A 20,687-nucleotide genomic window follows, 5' to 3' on the forward strand; every position below is an offset into this window, starting at 1 on the left:
GTGACAATAATATTAAAAACTCGCAGCTATAAAGGCTGTGAGTTTTTAACAATTAAATTATTTTTAATTACTCTTCGAAACATCAAGTAATTATTACTAATCTAACTCTCATTAAATCTAAATATTCTTATTAAAATTCAATATCTGAAGTATCGTTATAATCAATTATTATTTGTTCTTTTTCTTCGTTATCATCATAATTTATGATAAAATCATCTTCTTCAAAGCCATTTGCATCAGTTAAATTATACGAAATTTCTTCAATAAATTGCATAGGCTCATCCAAAATATCTTTTTGTTCATTAATATTTTTATATTCTGCGTTCATAAAAATCGTAAGTTTGATTTTAGTGTCATTATTTTTTACAAGAATTAATTTAGGTTCTAAATTAAATTTAGATTTTAAATTTTCTTTTAATATATATAATTCATCAAGCGTAAAATCAGAACTATGTTCAATAACTACTATTGCTTGATTTAAATTATCAAAAAAACTATCCTTATATTTCAATAATTTATCTAAAATTTTAGTAACTCTTCTCGAACCAAAAGCTCAAGCGGTAATAATGTTTATTTTATTCGAATTATTAAACTTATTAAAAATGTTTTCTTTATCTTCTATATAGTTATTATTATGCATATGATAATAAAATTTTAAATAATCATTTACTATAATAGATTTTAATTTTAAAATATCTTCTTCATTAAAAAATTCTAATTGTTCTTGATAGTTTTCATTATTTATCAAATATATAGAACACATTTCGTTAAAAAAATGTTTTTTTATTTGATCGAAATCGGAGTGATTATAAAATGAAATTAAATTAACTTTTTTATTTAAAGATGAAAGGAGCGAAACAAATTCTTTTACTACTAATAAATTTGCAGCATTTAAATTAACTAATAAAAATATTGTATCTGAACCAATAATAAATGGTTCTAGGCGCAAATAATTGATGAATTGATCAGATTTTCAATTATTAATCAATATTTTATTTTCTAGTTTAGTATTATTTAATGTTTCGAAATCGCTATCAATTGCAATATATTCAAATTCTTTTATTAATGAATTTATTTTGATTAAATGATTTACTATTTGAATGCTTTCTTTACCAAAATGTATAACTAAAGTTTTATGTTGTTTCATATAAGTCTATTTATTAATAGAAAATCAAGATTTAAATACTGTAAGAAAGGGTTTATTTTTTACTTTTTCTATATTAAACTCACTTGTTATGGTTTGCAAATGCGAATAATCATCTATTTCATTGTTATTTGAAGCTAAAACAGCTTGTTGAAATGAAAAGTCTAAATCACTAATTAAACTAAATTGTTCGTTTCTAATATATGGAAATAAAGAATTGAAATCACAATTTGAATAAAAATCGTCATTTTTATTTTTAAGCGACACAACTCAATAAGGTAATAAATTATTGTTATCAGAATGCAATCAAATTTTAGCTTTTTTTGCATTTTTAATTAATTTAAGGATGAATGCTTTTATATACGAATCTAAAGCTATGTAAAGTTTGCTAATATTATTTTCTAAAATACTATTTATTTCATCAAAGTTTATAAATTGTTGATGGAATTTTTTATCAAGAATTGAATTTAATCTTGAATCTAAAATATTTTTATCAATATTTTGTAGTTTGCTATTTTCAAATAATAAGTCAGTTCCATTATTTATTATTTTTTCAGCATATATAATTCCATTTTTGACTATATTTAGTAATATTTTATCTCTTAATACATGAACCATTATTTGGTTACCTTTATAAGGTAAAAGTTTATTAGCTAACAATTGGTTTTCCAAATAAAAATAATAATTTTGTCATTTAGTTTGTTTAAATGCATTTAATATATTTTTAAGCTTAATAAAATAATTTTTTGTATTTTGATTTGTGTTTATATATAATCTTGATTTATATTCCTCTGCTGAAGAATGTTTTTTATCAATTGGTAAAATTTTGTACTCTTTTGTTCAACCATCATCAAAATATAATTTATATTTGTATACATTTTCATTTAATAAAACTTCATTTTCACAAATTACTAATTTATCATTTATTGATACATTATTATCATTAATAATATTTATTTGATGCTTGTATTTATAATCAAAAATTTGATCGGAGAATATTAAATTAATTTTTTTGTCATTTTTATGATATTTTTTTAATAGATTAATCAAATTTTGTTCAATTATAGATAACGAATCATTTAAGAAATTATTATATTCTATTTTCTTTTCTGATTCGACTTGAATATAATTTTTATCAATTTGTTGAATAACTGAAAGGATGATATTATCCTTATTTATCTTAAAACTTATAAAAGTTTTGTAATACATATAATACCCTCCCACACGATGTTATTCATTTTTTGTTATGATTCTTAATTTAGCACTTTTTGAGCGCCTATTTTCTTCAATTTCACTTTTTGATGGCGAAATTTGTCTAGTTTGATACTTCTTAACTTCCATAATTGGTAGTTTTGAAGGTATTTTCGATATTGTCAGTGACTTAAAAAAGTTTTTAACAATTCTATCTTCGATCGAATGAAAAGTAATTATTGATAGTGTTGAATTAGGCTTAAGTAATTTTATAGCATCACTCAGCATCGTTTCTAATGAACTTAGTTCATTATTAACTTCAATTCTGATAGCTTGAAAAACAGCTTTTGCAGGATTTTTTTGCCTTAATAATGCCGCTGGATAAGCACTTTTTATTACTTCAACAAGTTCTAAAGTGCCATTAATTGGTCTATTATCTACAATAGCCTTCGCAACTCTTTTTGAGAGTTTAACATCAGCATATTTTCATAGTATATTTTCCAAATCACTTTGTGAATATTGATTAACTATATATTTAGCATCAAGTTCTTGTTCTTGATCCATTCTCATATCTAGTTGTGCGTCTTTGTTGTAACTAAAACCTCTTTCTTTGTTATCGATTTGAGGAGACGAAATACCTAAATCAGCTATTATACCATCCACTTTATATATATTCAATTCTTCTAACTTTGATTTTATATCTTTGAAATCACTTTTAATTAGGGTAAAGTTATTTGATATTTTACTTAATCTTTCGTAAGACTTTTCAATAGCAAATGAATCTTTATCGAACGAATATAAATGTCCAGTTGTTAAATGTTTTAAAATTTCAGAAGAATGTCCACCCATACCAAGAGTTAAGTCCACATATATACCATTAGGTTTTATATTTAACGAACTAATTGTTTCTTTTAATAATACGGGGTAATGTTCTTTACTATCGTTCATTTAAAGTTGAAATTTCCTGTGCTAATTTTGATAAATCATCTGGATTATATTGGTTTTCAAATTCTTCAAACATTTCTTTAGATCATAGTTCAACCATTGAACCTACACCGACAAAAATTACTTCTTTTTGGATAGTTAGTTTTTCGATAATTTTTTTAGGTAAACTAATTCTACTCATTGAATCTAATTTAATTTCAAATGCATTCCCCATAATTAATCTAGTTAAATTACGGACACTTTTATCAAAAAAACTTTTATTTTCAAATAATTTTAAATATTCATTAAAAGCTTCTTTTGTTCTTAATTCTGCATTACCATCAAAACCAATCGTAAGTATAAATTCATCACCCAATTTTTCTTTAAAAACAGGGGGCAATACCACTCGATTTTTGGAATCAATGTTTCTTAGTTGTTGTCCTAACATTTTTACCACTTCCTCCCACTATCCAATAATATTTTACCACTTATACACACAAATAATTTTTTTTATAGTATTTTTTTGTTTTTTTAAGATTTTATGGTTAATTTTCACAAATTAAAATAAAAAAAGACGCCTAAATTACGTCTTTTTAAGTTTCATTATTCTTTATTAAATCATTGGAACGCTTGCGTTACATCTTGGATTTCTCCGATTACAGTAATAAGATCATCTTTTTTTAATAAAGAATCTCCTGTAGGTCTAGCGTTTTTAGATTTATTTTTAATTAAAACAATTGTTATACCACGTTGATTTAAAGATAAATCTTTAATTTTTTTATCAAATAAATCCGGATTTTTTACTTGTGTAGTACCAAGCACAAAATCATCACCTAACTCTTGTAAATTTTCGCTATATCTAAGAAAATTTGTATTGGCAGAAATAAGTGCAGCACGCTTTCCGGCTTCATATTCGGGCCTAATAATAACGTGCGCTCCAATTAATTTTAATACTTTCGCATGCCTTCTACTTGTAGCTCTAACTATTAAGTTAGGAACTTTCATCTCGATTAGAGCTGCAACTATTTCTATATTATTAGGTACAGCAACAACAACAGTACCGATTTTATCAATATCAATACTTTTTAAAAATTTAGTTTCTGCTGCATCACCAATTAAGATATTATCAGCATCTTCTTCGTATAATTTTAGTCGTTCTTCACTTTTATCAATTATTGTGATGTTTTTACCTAATTTTAAAAGCTGATCTACAACGGATTGACCAAAACGACCTAATCCGATTACGGCTATGTCATCTAAATATTTTAATTTCATTTTTCTCCTAACCTATCGCTACATCAGAATCAATATATTCATAATTTCTATCTTTAGATTTTTTTCTCTTTCAAACTAATAAAGTTGATGAAATTCCGAATTGTCCAATGAACATTATAAGTATAATCATAATTTTTGAAAAATTATTTAAATTTTTAGTAATTCCTGAGCTTAATCCTGTTGTACCGAAAGCACTAGCAACTTCAAATAGTAAATGTTCAATTTGATAGTTTTCTCTATATATGTTTAATTCATCTTTTTCCGTTAACAACTCTGATGTTGGTATTAAACCTCCATATGTATCGAGAGATGTTATTAAAAACATTGTAGCAACAATTAATAATAATAAAGCAATAACAAAAACTTGTGTAGACATAAACACTGTTTTAGTTTCAATCGAGCGTTTGAAAATCCTTACTCTACTATTACCAACTAAAACTGAATAGATAGTTAATATTAAAATTGCAAATGTTGTGGTTCTAATTCCACCACCAGTTGAGGAAGGTGCAGCACCTATAAACATCATAATAATTATTGTAATACTGCTTCCGTGTGTTAAATGTCTCATATTAATAGTTGCAAATCCGGCGCTTCTTGTTGAGAATGCAGAAAATACCAATGCAAATATACGATCAAATTTTGAACCATATAAATGACCATAATCTAAAAAGGTTTTTAAAGAATTTCCTTTTGAATCTACTTTATTGATTAGATCTCATATCTGTTTATGAATTCCTTCTAAATTTGAAGAATCAAAATTATCACTCAACATCTCTTTTGCCATAACTGAATTACTTTTACTATATTTTAATCACTCTAAATAATCTTTAAAATTTTCACTAGGTATATAATATTTATTTCATAAATCATTTAGCCCGTAACTAGTTAATTCAAAAGATAAAATCATAATTAAACCAACTACAAAAATTAAAAAATAAGAAATTATAGATATTTTTGTAAATAAAGTAAAACGATATTTTTCTTTATTTTTATTCAATTTATGTCTAATATAACGTTTTATATCGTATAATGCGGGGTAACCTATACCTCCTATTATTAGTAAAATAATAAATCAAATTTGTAAAAAATAATTTTGATAATATGGTAATAAAGAATTACCAGAAATAATGTCAAATCCTGCATTATTAATTGCTGAAATGGTGTGAAAAAAACCAAATCTAAATGCAAGAGATCAATCTCCTGTTGGATCGATATATTTTTTTTGACCACTAGCATCAGTTAACAACAATTCAATACCTTTAGTTTGTATAGGACTAACAAAATAAAAGTAAAAACTCATTAGAAAACCAGATATTAATATGGTTATTAATAAAAATTTAACAGAGTAAATAACTAATTTTGTAGTTTGATTAAACTTTGCGCTACCACGTTCACTTTGGAGCATCTTAACCGATATAACAGAACTATTATTTCGTTGAAAAAGATAACCTAAAACAAAGAATTTTAGTGCAAATATACCAACACCACCCATTAAAATTAAAATTGCTATTATAGATTGTCCGAGCATATTTCAATGACTAAAGGTATCATAAACAGCTAATCCTGTATCACTAAAAGCGCTAGCTGTTGTAAATAATGCATTAACATACGAAGTGGCATTTGTTCAATTCTCACTTGGATTTGTTTGCGTAACCGGGCTTCACAACAATAAACTAAAAATAAAAATAATTAATATATAAGATAATAAAATATATTTTAATTGTGGTATTTTATTTCTTCACCTAATTATATTACTAAAGAAGTTGTTAATAAAACTTCTTCTAAAAAATCTTTTTAATTTTATAACTAAATTCATATTTCCTTTTAAATTAAAAAACTCATTAACTAAATAATGAATTTTATTTTTGTTGTTGCATTGAACGCATTATTTGTCTAATTTGTGTTTCACTCGCTTTACGTCCCATTTGTGAGAACATAATACGAATCATTTTTTCATTAATTGGTGGATTTTCTTTTAATTGTTTTTCGAACATTTTTTTAGTTAAAAAGAATGTTGTTAAACCTACTGCAAAACCTATTCCAATTATTAAACCGATTATTATTCCGGCTAATGCTCCTCCACTAAGTTCGATCATATTTTCTCCTTTATTGTGTTTATTAATATTATTTTATCATATATTAATATATTTTAAATTATATGAAAAAATTAAGTATTTTTAGACATAAAATGAGTTTTTTATGAATATTTAATTTCTTTTTGGTAAATATTTTGATTCATTTCTTTTACAAAATTATCCAATAAATCAAGTGTTGCTAGTAAATCAGAAATTGCTATAACACCAATTGGGCTATGTAAATATCTTTGTGGTAAAGATAAAGTAATTGTTGCAGCTCCGCCTTGAGCGTATTGTAATTCTTTAGCGTCTGTTCCTCCGCCTGCGGCTACAAATTTATAAGCATTAATATTATGTTTTTTTGCTAAATTAAATATAAATTGCACTAATTTAGTATCCATTAATGTTCCGCCATCTTTAACCCTAAGAGCAGCACCTTTAAATAAAGCTGTTGTACCTTCAATTGTTCCAATTGTATCGTGAGAAGAAGTTGTATCCAAAGCAATGGCGATATCTGGATTAATCATTGAAACTGAAGTTTTGGCTCCACGCGTTCCAACCTCTTCTTGTACTGTTCCTACTAAATATAAATCTATGTCTAAATATAAATAAGCAACTTGATTAGCTAAAAATTCCAAAATAGTAACACCAGCACGGTTATCCATAGCTTTTCCGCCAACTAAATCTTGGTTTTTGAATAAAATTGTTTCACCTGAAATATATACTCTATCACCAATTTCAACACCATTTTCAATAGCTTCTTCTTTATTTTTAAAACCGAAGTCAGCATATATTTCATCATTTGTTATAGCTTTTGACACTTTTGAAGATTCCATGATGTGTATACTTGTGTGCCCAAATACGCCAATCATACTTTCACCTTCACTTGTAACTAATTTAGCTTTTGTTCCTATTATTGTAGAAGCTCATATTCCGCCGATAGGACTTAATAATAACTGACCTTTTTTATCTATACTTCTTACTATATATCCGATTTCATCCATGTGTGCAGCTATCATAACTTTAGGTGCATTCGGATTATTTGATTTTTTATGAAAAATAATTGAACCAAATTTATCTCTTATGACTTCAAATTGTTCTTTTATTATATTATTTCTTAATTCTTCTGCAACCGGTTCTTCATATCTTGACATCGCATCAATTTCAAGATATTTAATTAAACGTTGTTTAAATGATTCTGTTCTTTTATCCATATGTATTTCTCCTTAATTTAACCTTTAGTAAAATAATTATAAATTATTAATATAAAAAATTCACAACATTTGTTGTGAATGTCATTTAATTATTGTTGAGTTTCTGTTGCTTGATCTTTAACACTAGTTTCGTTTAAGAAATCATTAACTTGTTTTAAAGTTTCTATATTTGTTGTAAGTTTTTCTAACTTTTCAGTTAATATTTTTTTAGATTCATATTTTTCAATAGCTAAGTTTAAATATGATGACAAGTAAGCTTCTGAATATTCTTTCGCCATTTTTGTCTTTTCTTCAGTCATTTGTTCTGGATTTTTTATTAATTTGTTAAAATGACTAACTCTACTTGCTAACCCATCAAATTGTGCTTTCTTAAATTTTTCTAAATCATTTGTATTTACAAGTTCATTGTATAATTCATTTATTTTAATATTAATTTGATTATTATCATCACCAAATTTTGGATTACGGTCGTTAAAATCTCAATTAAATATTAGTCAATTTTCTAAAAGTCTTGGATGTAATCCTTCATTAAATTCATAACCATCTTTATATTTTCAATCTCAATTATCATAAGCCGAACTTAAATTTTCTTTTTTAATTATTCAACCATCTTTGTTATATAGATCAGAGTAATTTCCATCATAACCTAATAATGCAGCAAACATATTTTTAAGTCCTGTTGTTTCATTTAATTTTTCTTGAATTTCGGGATTATTTGTATATCTTTCCTTATTTGAATTTTTACTATATGTACCTTCATTTAATTCTCAATTAAAAAATGTATCTTTTTTATCATTAATATAATCTGTTTTTTTATCTAGTTCATCAATTTTAATAGTAATTGCACTAGATTCATCTTTAAATTTATTTGATAACTCATCAAGACTTAATGTTTGATATTCATCACTAGATGCGATAATTTCTTTTATAGAAGTTGTTTTTTTAATGAATTCGACAAAATTTGTTTTAAATGTTGAAATTTCGTCTCTCATAGTTGTCAATTCTTCTCTTGTTTTATCACCTTCTAAATTAAAATCATTTAATTTAGAAGTTACCCTCTCTTTTTGAGTTTGAAATATTTCGTCTAATTTTTGATTTTCGCTATTTATGTAATTTTTAATTTCATTAATTTCATTTTTAAGATCTTCTTCAGGTTGTTCTACATTAGTTTCATCTTTTTTATCATCTGTTTCTGGTTCATGTTTTGTTTCTTCAGAATCTTGTTTTGGATTTTCAGTATCAGTTGTTAATGGAGTTTTAGTATTTTTCCCGCCAGAAGTTTCTGTTCCTTCAGAATCTTGTTTTGGATTGTCGGTACCGGTTGTTGGTGGAGTTTCTTCTCCCGATTCTTGTTTTGTTTCTTTAGAATCTTGTTTTGGATTGTCGGTACCGGTTGTTGGTGGAGTTTTAGTATTTTTCCCGCCAGAAGTTTCTGTTTCTTCAGAATCTTGTTTTGGATTGTCGGTACCGGTTGTTGGTGGAGTTTCTTCTCCCGATTCTTGTTTTGTTTCTTCAGAATCTTGTTTTGGATTGTCGGTACCGGTTGTTGGTGGAGTTTCTTCTCCCGATTCTTGTTTTGTTTCTTCAGAATCTTGTTTTGGATTGTCGGTACCGGTTGTTGGTGGAGTTTCTTCTCCCGATTCTTGTTTTGTTTCTTTAGAATCTTGTTTTGGATTTTCAGTATCAATTGTTGATGGAGTTTTAGTATTTTTCCCGCCAGAAGTTTCTGTTCCTTCAGAACCTTGTTTTGGATTGTCGGTACCGGTTGTTGGTGGAGTTTTAGTATTTTTCCCGCCAGAAGTTTCTGTTCCTTCAGAACCTTGTTTTGGATTGTCGGTACCGGTTGTTGGTGGAGTTTCTTCTCCCGATTCTTGTTTTGGATTTTCAGTATCAGTTGTCGCACCACCTTCTGCAGGAGTATCTTTGCTATCTAATTTATCTTCGGTATTTAAACTGTTATCTACATTTTCCTTATTTTTATTTGTACCATTAGTATTAGCGCCACAACTTATAACTGTAGTTGCTATTGCAACTAATGGTAAAGATATTGCTAATCCTTTAAATCATATTGTTTTAAACCTCATAATATTTAACCTCTTATTAATGTTTTTATTTATTTTGTATTGTATTTTTTGTAAATAAAGATATATTTACTATATATCTCATATTATTTTACTCATTTTTTATATTCGTTTTATAAAAAATTGATTTTTTAAGCTTTTTGTGGAAAAGTTTTCACATTCGGTTAGTGCCAAAAAATTGATTTTTATTTAAAAAAAAAACTGAAAAATTTTATAAAAAATTACTAAAAAATTAACCTTAGTTTAGTATACAATTATCGTATTTGTAAATATTTAAAAATGTGTTATTATTTATGAAGTTAATTATTTCGCTTTATTATATATAATATAATAAACAATCTGAAAGGATAATTATGAAAAAAAATAAGAAATTAATTTTCGGTACAGCTATGGCTTTAGTATTAAGTGCAGGAGTAGTTGTTGCATGTAAAGCGCCTGGTTCTGATAAAGAATTGCAAAGTGGTGGTAAAGACTTATATGAGAAAATTAAAGAAAAGAACAATATTTCTTCAAAAGAACCTTTAGTTATAGAGCCATACTTACCAAAACCAAATGAAGAAAGTAATTCTCAAAATGGTAATAAATCAATTTCGGAAAGCACAAAAATACTACGTAAAGTTTCAAAAAACTTTATTGATAAAAACCAAAAAATTAAATATGTTGCAATTGGTGACTCTGTTACAGAAGGGTTTGATGCTTCTACACCAGAAATATTAAAAGGAAATTATCAAAACGGAAATATAGAAGGATTATCATATCCTGCTTATTTAGCTCGTTTATTAAATTTTAATGGTCGTGTTGAAAGTTTTGATAATTTTGCACACTCAGGTTCACAAATAATTGATTGAATTAAATTTTTCGATATAGAATTTGATTCAACTTATCAATCAAATATTAAATTAGGTAATAAAGAAGAAATTAAAAATAAATTAGAGAATGCTAACTTGATTACTTTAACCTTAGGTGCTAATGATTTGTTTTATTTATTATTTAAATCAGCAACTAAATATGATATAACAAAAATTATTAAAAGTTTTATTGATAAAAAACCAATTATCGGAGATTCATTAGTATTTTTCAATAACATCTTTAAAGATTCAATTCCTGAACTTAAAAAAAGATTAACAACTTTCTTAGCCAACTTAAAAGTAATGGCACCAAAGGCTAATATTAATATCGTTTCATACCCTTCACCATTTTTACAGTTAGATCAAATAATTACTGATTTCATAACAAAATCAGTCGGACAAAATTTAGACATATCACCTATTAGTTTATTAACCTCACTAATAAATGACGCTATTAAGAGTGTCGCTGATTCTAATGGAGTTAATTATGTGGATGTGTTTAATAACAATTATTGAACAGTAAATAAATCTAAATTAAATTCATTATTTTTAGATATCCACCCAAATAATTATGGATACAAAAAAATGGCAATGGATTTATACTTAAAAATCACTCATCCTACTTTAAATACAGAAGATTATCAAAATTACAATTTTGACAATGATTATTTAGAAAAAGATGCTAAGACAACAAACTATCAAATTGAAGCGGTTCAATCCGATCAAGAAGTATTTGGAAATTCCTCTGAAAGTTATTTAGATAACAAAAATCAAGAAGAATTGGAAAATGATTTAAATAGAAACCCAAGAAATTTTGGAGTAAAAATAGGTGTATTAACACAAGAATTTAGTTTTATTGCTAAAGAAATTATAGAATTTATTTCCAATAATACCTTATATAACGAATTAGATCCTGAACATAGATTAAGCAACTTTTTAAATTCTACAAATTCTAACAACCAAACTATTTTAGATAATGTTGTTAATAATATTATTAATTCTCAATTAATTTCTAGTATAGTTACAGATTTAGAAAATTCTCTAGCAATACTAAGAGACAAAAATGAATTAAATTTAGAAAATCTTGGTCATACTTTTATGGAAGTGGTATTAAATGTTAATAATATTCCTAAAATTATTTCAATAATTGCAAAAACAGATTTAACCCAAGAACAAAGAACTGAATTCGGAGCAACTTTAAAATATATCGTAAAAAATCTTTTAAATAGATATGGTAATGATATTTTTTCAGCTCTAACTAGTTCATTTGATAAATTTTTATCAACTTATAATATTTCAAAAGAACAAATCACACAAATAATTAATTCAATATTTAAATCGAATGATTTTAATGAAATTTTAAATGATGCTATAGATTTATTTGCAAATCACCCCGAAAAATTTAGTAACCTTGAAAATATAAACCAATTAATACTAGCATTCATCTCTGACGAAAATACAAATACTAAAATTGCTTCTAAAATTTCAAATATTTTTAAAGAATTATTAAAAAATCCTGCATTAAATTCTTTATTTAGTAGTTTAATTTTTAACATTCTTGAAAAAAATGAATTAACAACAAATATAACTAAAAGTGAAATTATTTCAGTTACAACAGACTTAATTGATTTGATAAACGAAATTGATACTCAACATAAAATAATTGAAAATTTTGTATCAATATCTCTTAATTCATTCCCTAGCTATGGATTTGATAAAATTCAGGAATTATTATCTAATTCATTTTTAGGGGCCGTTTCAAAAATTTCTGATGATAATAATCAAGAAAAATCAATAATAACCCTAATTAACCAAATATTTAAATCTAATTTAGTGAAAAACCATAAAGATTTATCTAAAAACTTGATTAACAATATTTTAGATAAGTCTAAATTGAAGAATGCTTCTAACTTAATGTATCCGTTAATATCTCAAACAATGATAGGCGAATATATATCAGATCAATCATTTAGTAAGATAGTGAACTTATTCTTCAAGCAAGATTCATTCAATAATTTAGTTAAGGATACATTAAATTCATTGATTGATAATTCTAACAATTTTGAAACCGTAAAAAATTATAATGAACTAGTTGTTCAAATATTACAAAACGTTAACGAAGACAAGTTTAAAAAAGAATTAAAAGCAACTTTAGCTAACTTATGAAATGATCCTGAACTAGCACAAACAATTAAACAAATATTAACTGATTTTGCACACGTCGAAAACATAGATTCTAGTCCTAGTGTAATAAACTTCATTCAAGGATTTTCTAGTGATTTCGGAAACATCCTCAAACAAACACAACTCATCGAAAGTTTAATAGACGTTATCTTTGATCAAATTAAAAAAGCTAAAGAACAAAACGCAAACACAATCGAAAAATTAAATGAGTTGCCAAATTTAATTTCAATAGAGATTAATAAAATACTAAATGAAAAAGGTTTTGAATTATTTAAAGAAGTAATTCAAAAAGACTATGTAACAAATAATAAAGAAGGTGTTTCGTTAATAGTTAGCGTTATTGTTAATAAATTAACAAAAAACGGAACATTACAAAATCTTATAAATAATTTATTAGAAACATATTTAGTTAAACCTGAAATTTCAAAATATGTTGAAAAAGATGAGATAAGTAAAATAATATCAAAAGTATTTTCTTCAGCAAACTTTAGTTTAATAATTCAAGATTTAGTTAAAATCTATATTTCTAATAGTAATCAAATCAATAACTTCAGTTCAATCACAAGCTTAGCCAACGCTCTGTTAAAGGATGCTACATTTAAAACTTTACTCAACCAAGATGCAAAACCTTTAATTAAAGAAATTATTAAATCTGGTGATTATAATAAAACAATAACAAAAGTAATAATTGAATTAAGCAAAAATACAAAATATAACATTGATGAAAAATACAAACCAGTAATAAAAAATATTGTTCCAAGTATTTTAGACACTCTCGAAGCAACTAATACTTTTGACTCTTTAATAGATAATTTCATTAAATTACTTACACAGTCAAACGACTTAAATGAAGTTACAAATGGCATTTTAACTACAATTAAAAATAGTTTTAACTTTAGTGATGTGGAATTATATAAAACAATATTAAAAACCAATCTATTTTCAAACGAAAACGGAACTCTTTCTTTGGAACTTGTTAAATCATTAATAAAGACATTCATTACAAATGATTTAGATTCAACATTAGAATTTGCACTTCCAGAAAGTGCTTTAGGGATTCAAAAAACAGAGTTAAAACAATTTATACTAAAAGTAGCAAAAGATCAAAACTTTAAAAATATATACGAAAAATCATTAGATCTTATATTTAATAATTCAAAAGAAATTTCAAATATTCATAATTTTTACGATATATTTAATATCGCAGTTAAGAAATTAGAAGTTAATAATATCAAAGATAGTTTCGAAAATCTTTTCAAAACTATAAAAAAAGATGATGTATTTAAAAAATTAATTTCTAATATTATAGATTCTCAAATTAGTAACCAAGAAATTTCTTGATTATTTAAAAATGTAAAAAACAAAAAACAATTACTAACAGATTTAAGTTCTTCTTTAATTACACAAATTGATAAATTCAATCTAATAACATTATTGTTCGATTCTTTAAATGAATATAAAAATCAAAATAAAGAAAATATAAATGATATTATTGAAATATTAATTAATAAACTTAAAGATAAGTTCAATAAAGAAAATATAAGTACAACATTATTTAATTTCATAAAAGATATTTCAAAAGATTTTGCAAGCAAAAATAAAGAAGATATAAAAATTATTTTTAATAATATATATAACTATTTAAAAGAAAATAATACATATGTAGATTTTATATTAAACAATCTTCCGAGTGAATATAAAAATACTCTAAATAAATATATTTCAGACCAAGACTTAAAATCGTTTGTTAACTTATTAATTAATAATGATACTTTCAAGGAAATTATTATTAATTCATTTAATAAAGTGATTGATAGTACTGATCAGTTACAAAATGCAAATGATATTAATAACATTATCTCTATTGCATTGAATAGTTTAGCAACAGATAGTAACCTCAAACAAAATATAATTAATTTTTTAACAAGTGCTACAAATCAAAATGAAATCAAAACAATAATCGCAAATACTATTTCAAAATATGTTCAACTTAATTATCCAAAAATTTATGATCAAAATAAAACAAATATATTCATTTCCAATTTAATAACTGATGGATTTACAATATTTAAAGATTTAGGTCTTGTAGAAAACGTTTTAGATAGTTTGATTACATTCACTAAATCAGAAGGTAATAATGAATTTAATTTCGAACAAAGAATCCAAACATTAACAAATAATTTAAAAAATAATTTAAATACATTAGTTAATAACCATTTAGATGAATTAATATCAAGATTATTTAAATCAAATACAATTAATTCTGATTTTAATTATTCAATCCAAGTATTCAAATTTATTTCAACCACATTACTAGACAACATACAAATTTTCAAAGATATAATAAATGATGCTTTAAAAGATGCAAAATTAATTGATGATTCACAGAAATTAGATGAAGAAAAATTAAATGAATTTAAAGAATTGTTGTTTGATATAAATAATTCTAACGTTAATAATTCGATATTAGATCAATTACTAAATATAACTCAAGAACAAGCTAGTTTAATTAATAATTTCAATTCATTAAAAGAAGTATTAATAAATAACTTAACAAATGCAGTTAAAAATAACTATTTCACAATAATAAAATCAATTTTAAATTCTAAATTTGTACAAAATCAAAAAGAATGAATTAAAAAAGTATTAGAGAATGCCCTAAATAACTATCTAACAGATGAAAAAAGTATTGCGTTTTTAAATTCTATTAATCTAAACGAAATATCTAGTTCAATAGGTATTGATAAAGATTTAATAGTTTCCACAATAAAAGAAATAGTAAATAACACAAATACAAAAGAAGTAATTAAAAAAGTAATAGAAAAAATATTAGACAATATTGATTCAATTAAAAATTCAACAAATATAAATGACTTAATTAAAAAAGTATTTTCTATAAACGGTTTAAAAGATGAAATAAAAGAAGAAACTAATGCTATATTATCTTCAATAATCCAAAAAGATTCTATTAAACGAGTATTAACAGAAGCACTGAAAAAAATATTTGAAAAAGATTTTATAGCTCCATATTTAAACGGGGTTAATAATAAAGCAGAATTAGCAAAGAGCGTTGTAGATATATTAGATATAATCGATGAAAAAATAAAATTAAGCGATTTAAGTTTTGAATTGATTTACAATCAACTTCAAACAAATGGAATTAACTTTAATGTAACTTCACTTTTAAATACATTTGTATCTAGTCTTAAAAATATTTTTAGCGGTAATAACGGCGAAACAAAAGCTGTCGATTTAATTAAAGCGCTCGTTTCTTCTTCTTTATTCAAAAATCATAAAGAAGATATAAAAACAATAATTAAAAATCTAATAATTAAATTCTCAAAAGGAACATTTATAGATGATTTATTCAATAATATATCTTCTTCAACAAGAGAAAAAATAGAAAATTATGTAAACATTAATGATTTAAGTAACATTTTAAAATTGATACTTAGAAATCAACATTTACACAACATAATTAATAATTCAATTACAAAATTAGTAAATAATATCAATCAATTTGAATCAGTAAAATCATATCAAGGATTAATTTCAAAACTTTTCGAATTAGTGAACTTCAATGAAATAAAATCAGAACTAAACCTAATGTTTAGTGACCTTTCAAATGAAATAAGTTTCAAAGATGCACTAAAACAATTATTAATTAGTTTATTGAATAAAAATGGAGTTGAAACAACCGATGAAGGTATTAATTCATTTATAGATTATGTTTCAAACAATCTAAAAGATTTCTTCAAATCTTCAGATATACTTAATAATTTATCAAGTGAAATATTCGATAAAATCAAAGAAGTATTTAGTCAAAATAGTGAAAATACAATAGAAAAACTAACTAAATTACCAAACGATATTGTCGAACTAATAAAATCAAAAATTACACAACAACCTAAATCGTTTGTTGATGGAATTTTAAATTCTTCAAATATTCAACCACACAAAGAAGCTATAATTAAAATTGTTAAGCAATTATTTATTGGCCTAAATAAAAAAGGTGTTATTGAATTAATAGTAAACTCTCAAATTGATAAAATAAATGATCCTAGCGTTACTAAATACTTAGACCTTAATTTGTTTAAGAAAATGGTAGGAACAGTATTAAAAGATGATTTTATAAACGATACACTAAACGTGATAGTTCCTGAATTATTAAATGATACTTCGTGACTAAATAATTTAAATAATCCATTTAAACTAATTCAAGAATTTTTTAAAAAAGAAACAATTAAAAATCATTTTAAAAATAACTTACCTGGTGCTTTAGAAAGAATTTCAAAAAATAGTACAACAACAAACTTTATTAATTCTTTATTAAATAATGTATTAAAGAATAATCAAATAACTATACAAGGTAGTGAATCAAATAGTTTTGTTTACAATATTGCAAGCAATATTGTTCCGTATCTAAAAGAAGTTGATTTATATAATAATATTATAGAGACAATTATTAATCAATTGTCTTCAAGCGCAACTTTAAAACAATTTGTTGAATCAATTAAAACAAATATTATTTCTAAGTTCGATTTAGCTGATTACAAGTTTGTTAAAGCATTATTTAATAACTTTAGTTCTATCGAAAATAACAAAGAAATAGTAGTAGAGATATTCGAAAAAATATATGATAAATTTAAAGAAAATGATTCTTGAATAAGTACTATAATTTCTCTTGTTAACAAAGATCAAGTTCTTGTAAATACAAATAACGAAGAAAAACTTAAAACAATTATTAAAGAAGTTTTAAAAGAAGAAAGCATAAAAACTAGTTTAACTTCTATTATTAGGGGAAGTTTAACAAATTTATCTATATTTAAAAACGCTAACAATTATCAAGATTTAATAAAATCTATTTTCTCAAATGAAAACTTAAAAACACCTATTAAAGATTTATTTGATAAATTAACTAAAAAACTATTAGAAAATGAAAATTTTAAAACTATAGTAAAAAATATTCTTGATAAAAAATTACCTGATGACATTAAAACTAAATTATTTGAAAACATAACAACAGATAACGATAAAATAGATTCAATCGGGTGATTACTAACAATAATTAAAGAATCAAACAATAATTTCAATATATTTAATTCATTTATTGAATCAGGAATTAAACAGCTAGGAACTAACGGAACTATTCAATTTAACGTAAGTGAATTTATATCTGATGCAATTGAAAACATTAAAAAATTCACAAATTACAAAAATATCGAAGCTAAAATTCTTTCTGTATTAAATACTTTAAAAGTCCAAATAGGAAGCAATAAAGAAAATAAAATACAAATTATTAATAACATATTTAACTTAGCCGTAGATAAAATCGATATAGGTTCTATTATTTGAGGTGCATTAGAAGGAGCTAATAAAGCTTCATTCATCTCGGAAAACTTTATTTCTGAAGAAGACTTTATAAGATTAATAAATAATACAGTTAAAACTAACAATCTAAAAGAAGTTGTAAATGATATAGTTAAATTCTTTTTTGAAAGTAATAATGATATCAATAATACTTCATTTGTAAATATAACAAAAGAATACTTAAAGGATGAGCAAAGAAAAACTAAATTTAAAGAAAAAATACAAAAGATATTCGAAAACGCTTTAAGTTCAAATAATTTAAGAGAACCTATTAAAAAAATAATAAATAAAGCTATGAATTATTTAGAAGTTAAAGCTGATGAACCTATTAACACATTTATAGAAAACTTCACAAATGGTTTAGGAGATTTCTTTAAACGAATAGAAATTAATTCTAAATTAATTGATGCGACAACTGAAGCATTCGAAGAATCCGAAAATTTAGGCCAATTAAGTCAAAAAATTAAAGACAAAATGATAGCTAAGGTTAACCCAACTTCATTTGGTCTAGTTTCTAAAATATTAAACGATTCATTAATGCAAGAAAACAAAGAAGGTCTAAAAAGTTTAGTTAAACAATTACTAACAAACTTCTTAAATAATGAAGAAAAAATTAGAAAAACAATAAATGATATAAATCTATCAGCTTTAATTACCGGTAGAAATGATGAAGAATTAAATAAATTAATAAACAATACTATAATAACATTTATTAAAAATCCGGATTTAAGAGATTTATTGACTTTAATTCTTGATAATATTATTGATAATGCAAAAAAATACGAAAATAAAACAACATGATTAGAAGCGGTTAATGTTTTATTACATTCTAACAATGCTGAGCAAATGAAGCAAAAGTTTAAAAATTGATTCAAAGCAAGTGTTTCACAAAATGGTAATATTGACTTTATAAAAGGTATAACTAAATTGGCAATAATAAAATTTAAAGAATCAGGATTTAATTTAAACCAAAATAGAGATGAAGTTGTAATAGAACATATAATACAAAAAACTTTAGCATGAATATCAAATGATACTTTATTTAACACAATAATAGATAAAATATATGATAACTTAAGAAATTTAGATTTTACAAAGGCAACTCCACAACAAGTAAAACAAAAAATTATGGATGGCGCTTTATCATTTATTCTTACAGACGATATGAATTCAATATCATTTAAAAAGATTTTAAACCAAGCAAGTAAAATTAGATTATTAACAAGATCATTTAATGAATCAATTTATGTTGAATTTATAAATAGACTATTCGAAAGTAGCGACTTAGAAAGAACTACAGGTATTTATAGTGTGCTTGATTTCTTATTTAAAGATAAGCCAAGCAGCGGATCATCGAATGAGACAAATACAAATAATAATCAAAATAATGATCAACCTAAAACTTATGGTTTCTCATTTGATGAAAACATATTTAATGTTGTTGGTAGAACCGAAGAGTTGATCAAGGCTATTTTTGAACCAATTTTCAAATCGATGTTTACTAAAATTTCACAAAATAATTACAATTTAACCCAAAGTAAAAATAACCCAGAATACAAAGCTATTTTTAGATTAACATCAATTATGTTATGAGCAATATTTGAAAAAGGTGCAACTGGTGGTAAATTCTGAAACTTCACAGGTTTAGATGTCGAAGGTACATTTGTTGGTGGTTTAGAAAAAGCATGAGAAAGTGCTAAAAACGCAAAAGCAAACCTTTGAAATAAATTTAGTGATGACCAAAAAATAAAAAGTGGTGCATATAAAAAGAGCTGATGAAGTGGTGGTGGATTTGCATATAATCGTGAATTCATTACAGGTAATAGATCAGATAGAACATCATTAGGTAATTATTGAAACGATCAACTACTTGCATACATTTATTGAAATAAAGACAACGATAGACACAATCAAGGTTATAAAAATAAAGAAACATTACGAAAAGCAATTAAGCAAGGTTGATTGTCTTCAAGTAATTAATTTAAATACATATTTATAAAAATATCAAGCATAGCAGATAGGCTTGATATTTTTTATACATACTCTTGTGAAATTAGCTTAGTTTCAATATTTACAAACTAGAACTAAATAGTGTTATTAATTAGTTTTGTCTATTCGCTTTCAATGATCTATTTAATAAATAAGTTATTACTTTTAAAAGTAAACTACATATTTACAATATTCTAAATAATAAATTAAAAACTCATATCAATAAAATCAATATGAGTTCTATTTAAAAATGTATTTATCTTTTAGATATAAATGATTTTTTAGACTATTCTGCGTGGTCTTTTTAAAAAATAACTTAATTGATATTTCTTAGAGTCAATATCTAATGTATAAACTATTTCAATAGCATCTAGACTAGGATGTTTAGTTAT

10 protein-coding genes are annotated in these 20,687 nt (G+C 24.2%); 1 reads left to right on the forward strand and 9 read right to left on the reverse strand.

Features of this window, described 5'->3' with window-relative positions:
• Positions 1 to 130: 130 nt before the first annotated feature.
• The 9 genes from JXZ93_RS02050 to JXZ93_RS02090 all read right to left on the reverse strand — a co-directional run bounded on the left by JXZ93_RS02050 (position 131) and on the right by JXZ93_RS02090 (position 9,907).
• Positions 131 to 1,147, reverse strand: coding sequence for a hypothetical protein (locus JXZ93_RS02050; RefSeq protein ID WP_205852582.1), 1,017 nt, complete (start codon positions 1,145 to 1,147; stop codon positions 131 to 133).
• Between the two features lie 6 nt (positions 1,148 to 1,153).
• Entirely contained in the window at positions 1,154 to 2,353 is a 1,200-nt protein-coding gene (locus tag JXZ93_RS02055) for an MAG3720 family protein (RefSeq protein ID WP_205851773.1), read from the reverse strand.
• Between the two features lie 21 nt (positions 2,354 to 2,374).
• Positions 2,375 to 3,283, reverse strand: coding sequence for a 16S rRNA (cytosine(1402)-N(4))-methyltransferase RsmH (gene rsmH / locus JXZ93_RS02060; protein WP_205851772.1), 909 nt, complete (start codon positions 3,281 to 3,283; stop codon positions 2,375 to 2,377).
• A complete protein-coding gene (locus JXZ93_RS02065; protein ID WP_308699348.1) occupies positions 3,273 to 3,707 on the reverse strand; it encodes a cell division/cell wall cluster transcriptional repressor MraZ in 435 nt (144 codons plus the stop codon). The genes rsmH and JXZ93_RS02065 overlap by 11 nt, the downstream gene beginning before the upstream one ends.
• Positions 3,708 to 3,862: 155 nt before the next feature.
• Positions 3,863 to 4,534 carry a TrkA family potassium uptake protein gene (locus tag JXZ93_RS02070; protein ID WP_205851769.1) on the reverse strand — a complete coding sequence of 224 codons (672 nt, stop codon included), beginning with the start codon at positions 4,532 to 4,534 and terminating at the stop codon, positions 3,863 to 3,865.
• A 7-nt stretch (positions 4,535 to 4,541) separates the two neighbouring features.
• Complete coding sequence (locus JXZ93_RS04205) at positions 4,542 to 6,350, reverse strand: potassium transporter TrkG (protein ID WP_205851767.1); 1,809 nt, start codon at positions 6,348 to 6,350, stop codon at positions 4,542 to 4,544.
• Between the two features lie 43 nt (positions 6,351 to 6,393).
• Positions 6,394 to 6,630: a YneF family protein gene (locus JXZ93_RS02080; RefSeq protein WP_205851765.1), complete on the reverse strand. Its 237-nt coding sequence runs from the start codon at positions 6,628 to 6,630 to the stop codon at positions 6,394 to 6,396.
• Between the two features lie 101 nt (positions 6,631 to 6,731).
• Entirely contained in the window at positions 6,732 to 7,823 is a 1,092-nt protein-coding gene (locus JXZ93_RS02085) for a M42 family peptidase (protein WP_205851763.1), read from the reverse strand.
• A gap of 89 nt (positions 7,824 to 7,912) precedes the next feature.
• Positions 7,913 to 9,907: a hypothetical protein gene (locus tag JXZ93_RS02090; RefSeq protein ID WP_205852583.1), complete on the reverse strand. Its 1,995-nt coding sequence runs from the start codon at positions 9,905 to 9,907 to the stop codon at positions 7,913 to 7,915.
• A gap of 350 nt (positions 9,908 to 10,257) precedes the next feature.
• Here JXZ93_RS02090 and JXZ93_RS02095 point away from each other — a divergent pair, with 350 nt between their 5' ends.
• Positions 10,258 to 20,286, forward strand: a complete 10,029-nt coding sequence (locus tag JXZ93_RS02095; RefSeq protein ID WP_205852584.1) for a GDSL-type esterase/lipase family protein — start codon at positions 10,258 to 10,260, stop codon at positions 20,284 to 20,286.
• Positions 20,287 to 20,687: the final 401 nt, after the last annotated feature.

The organism is Mycoplasma sp. CSL10166, from assembly GCF_017116885.1.
In the GTDB taxonomy this organism is placed as follows: Bacteria; Bacillota_I; Bacilli_A; order Mycoplasmatales; family Metamycoplasmataceae; genus Mycoplasmopsis.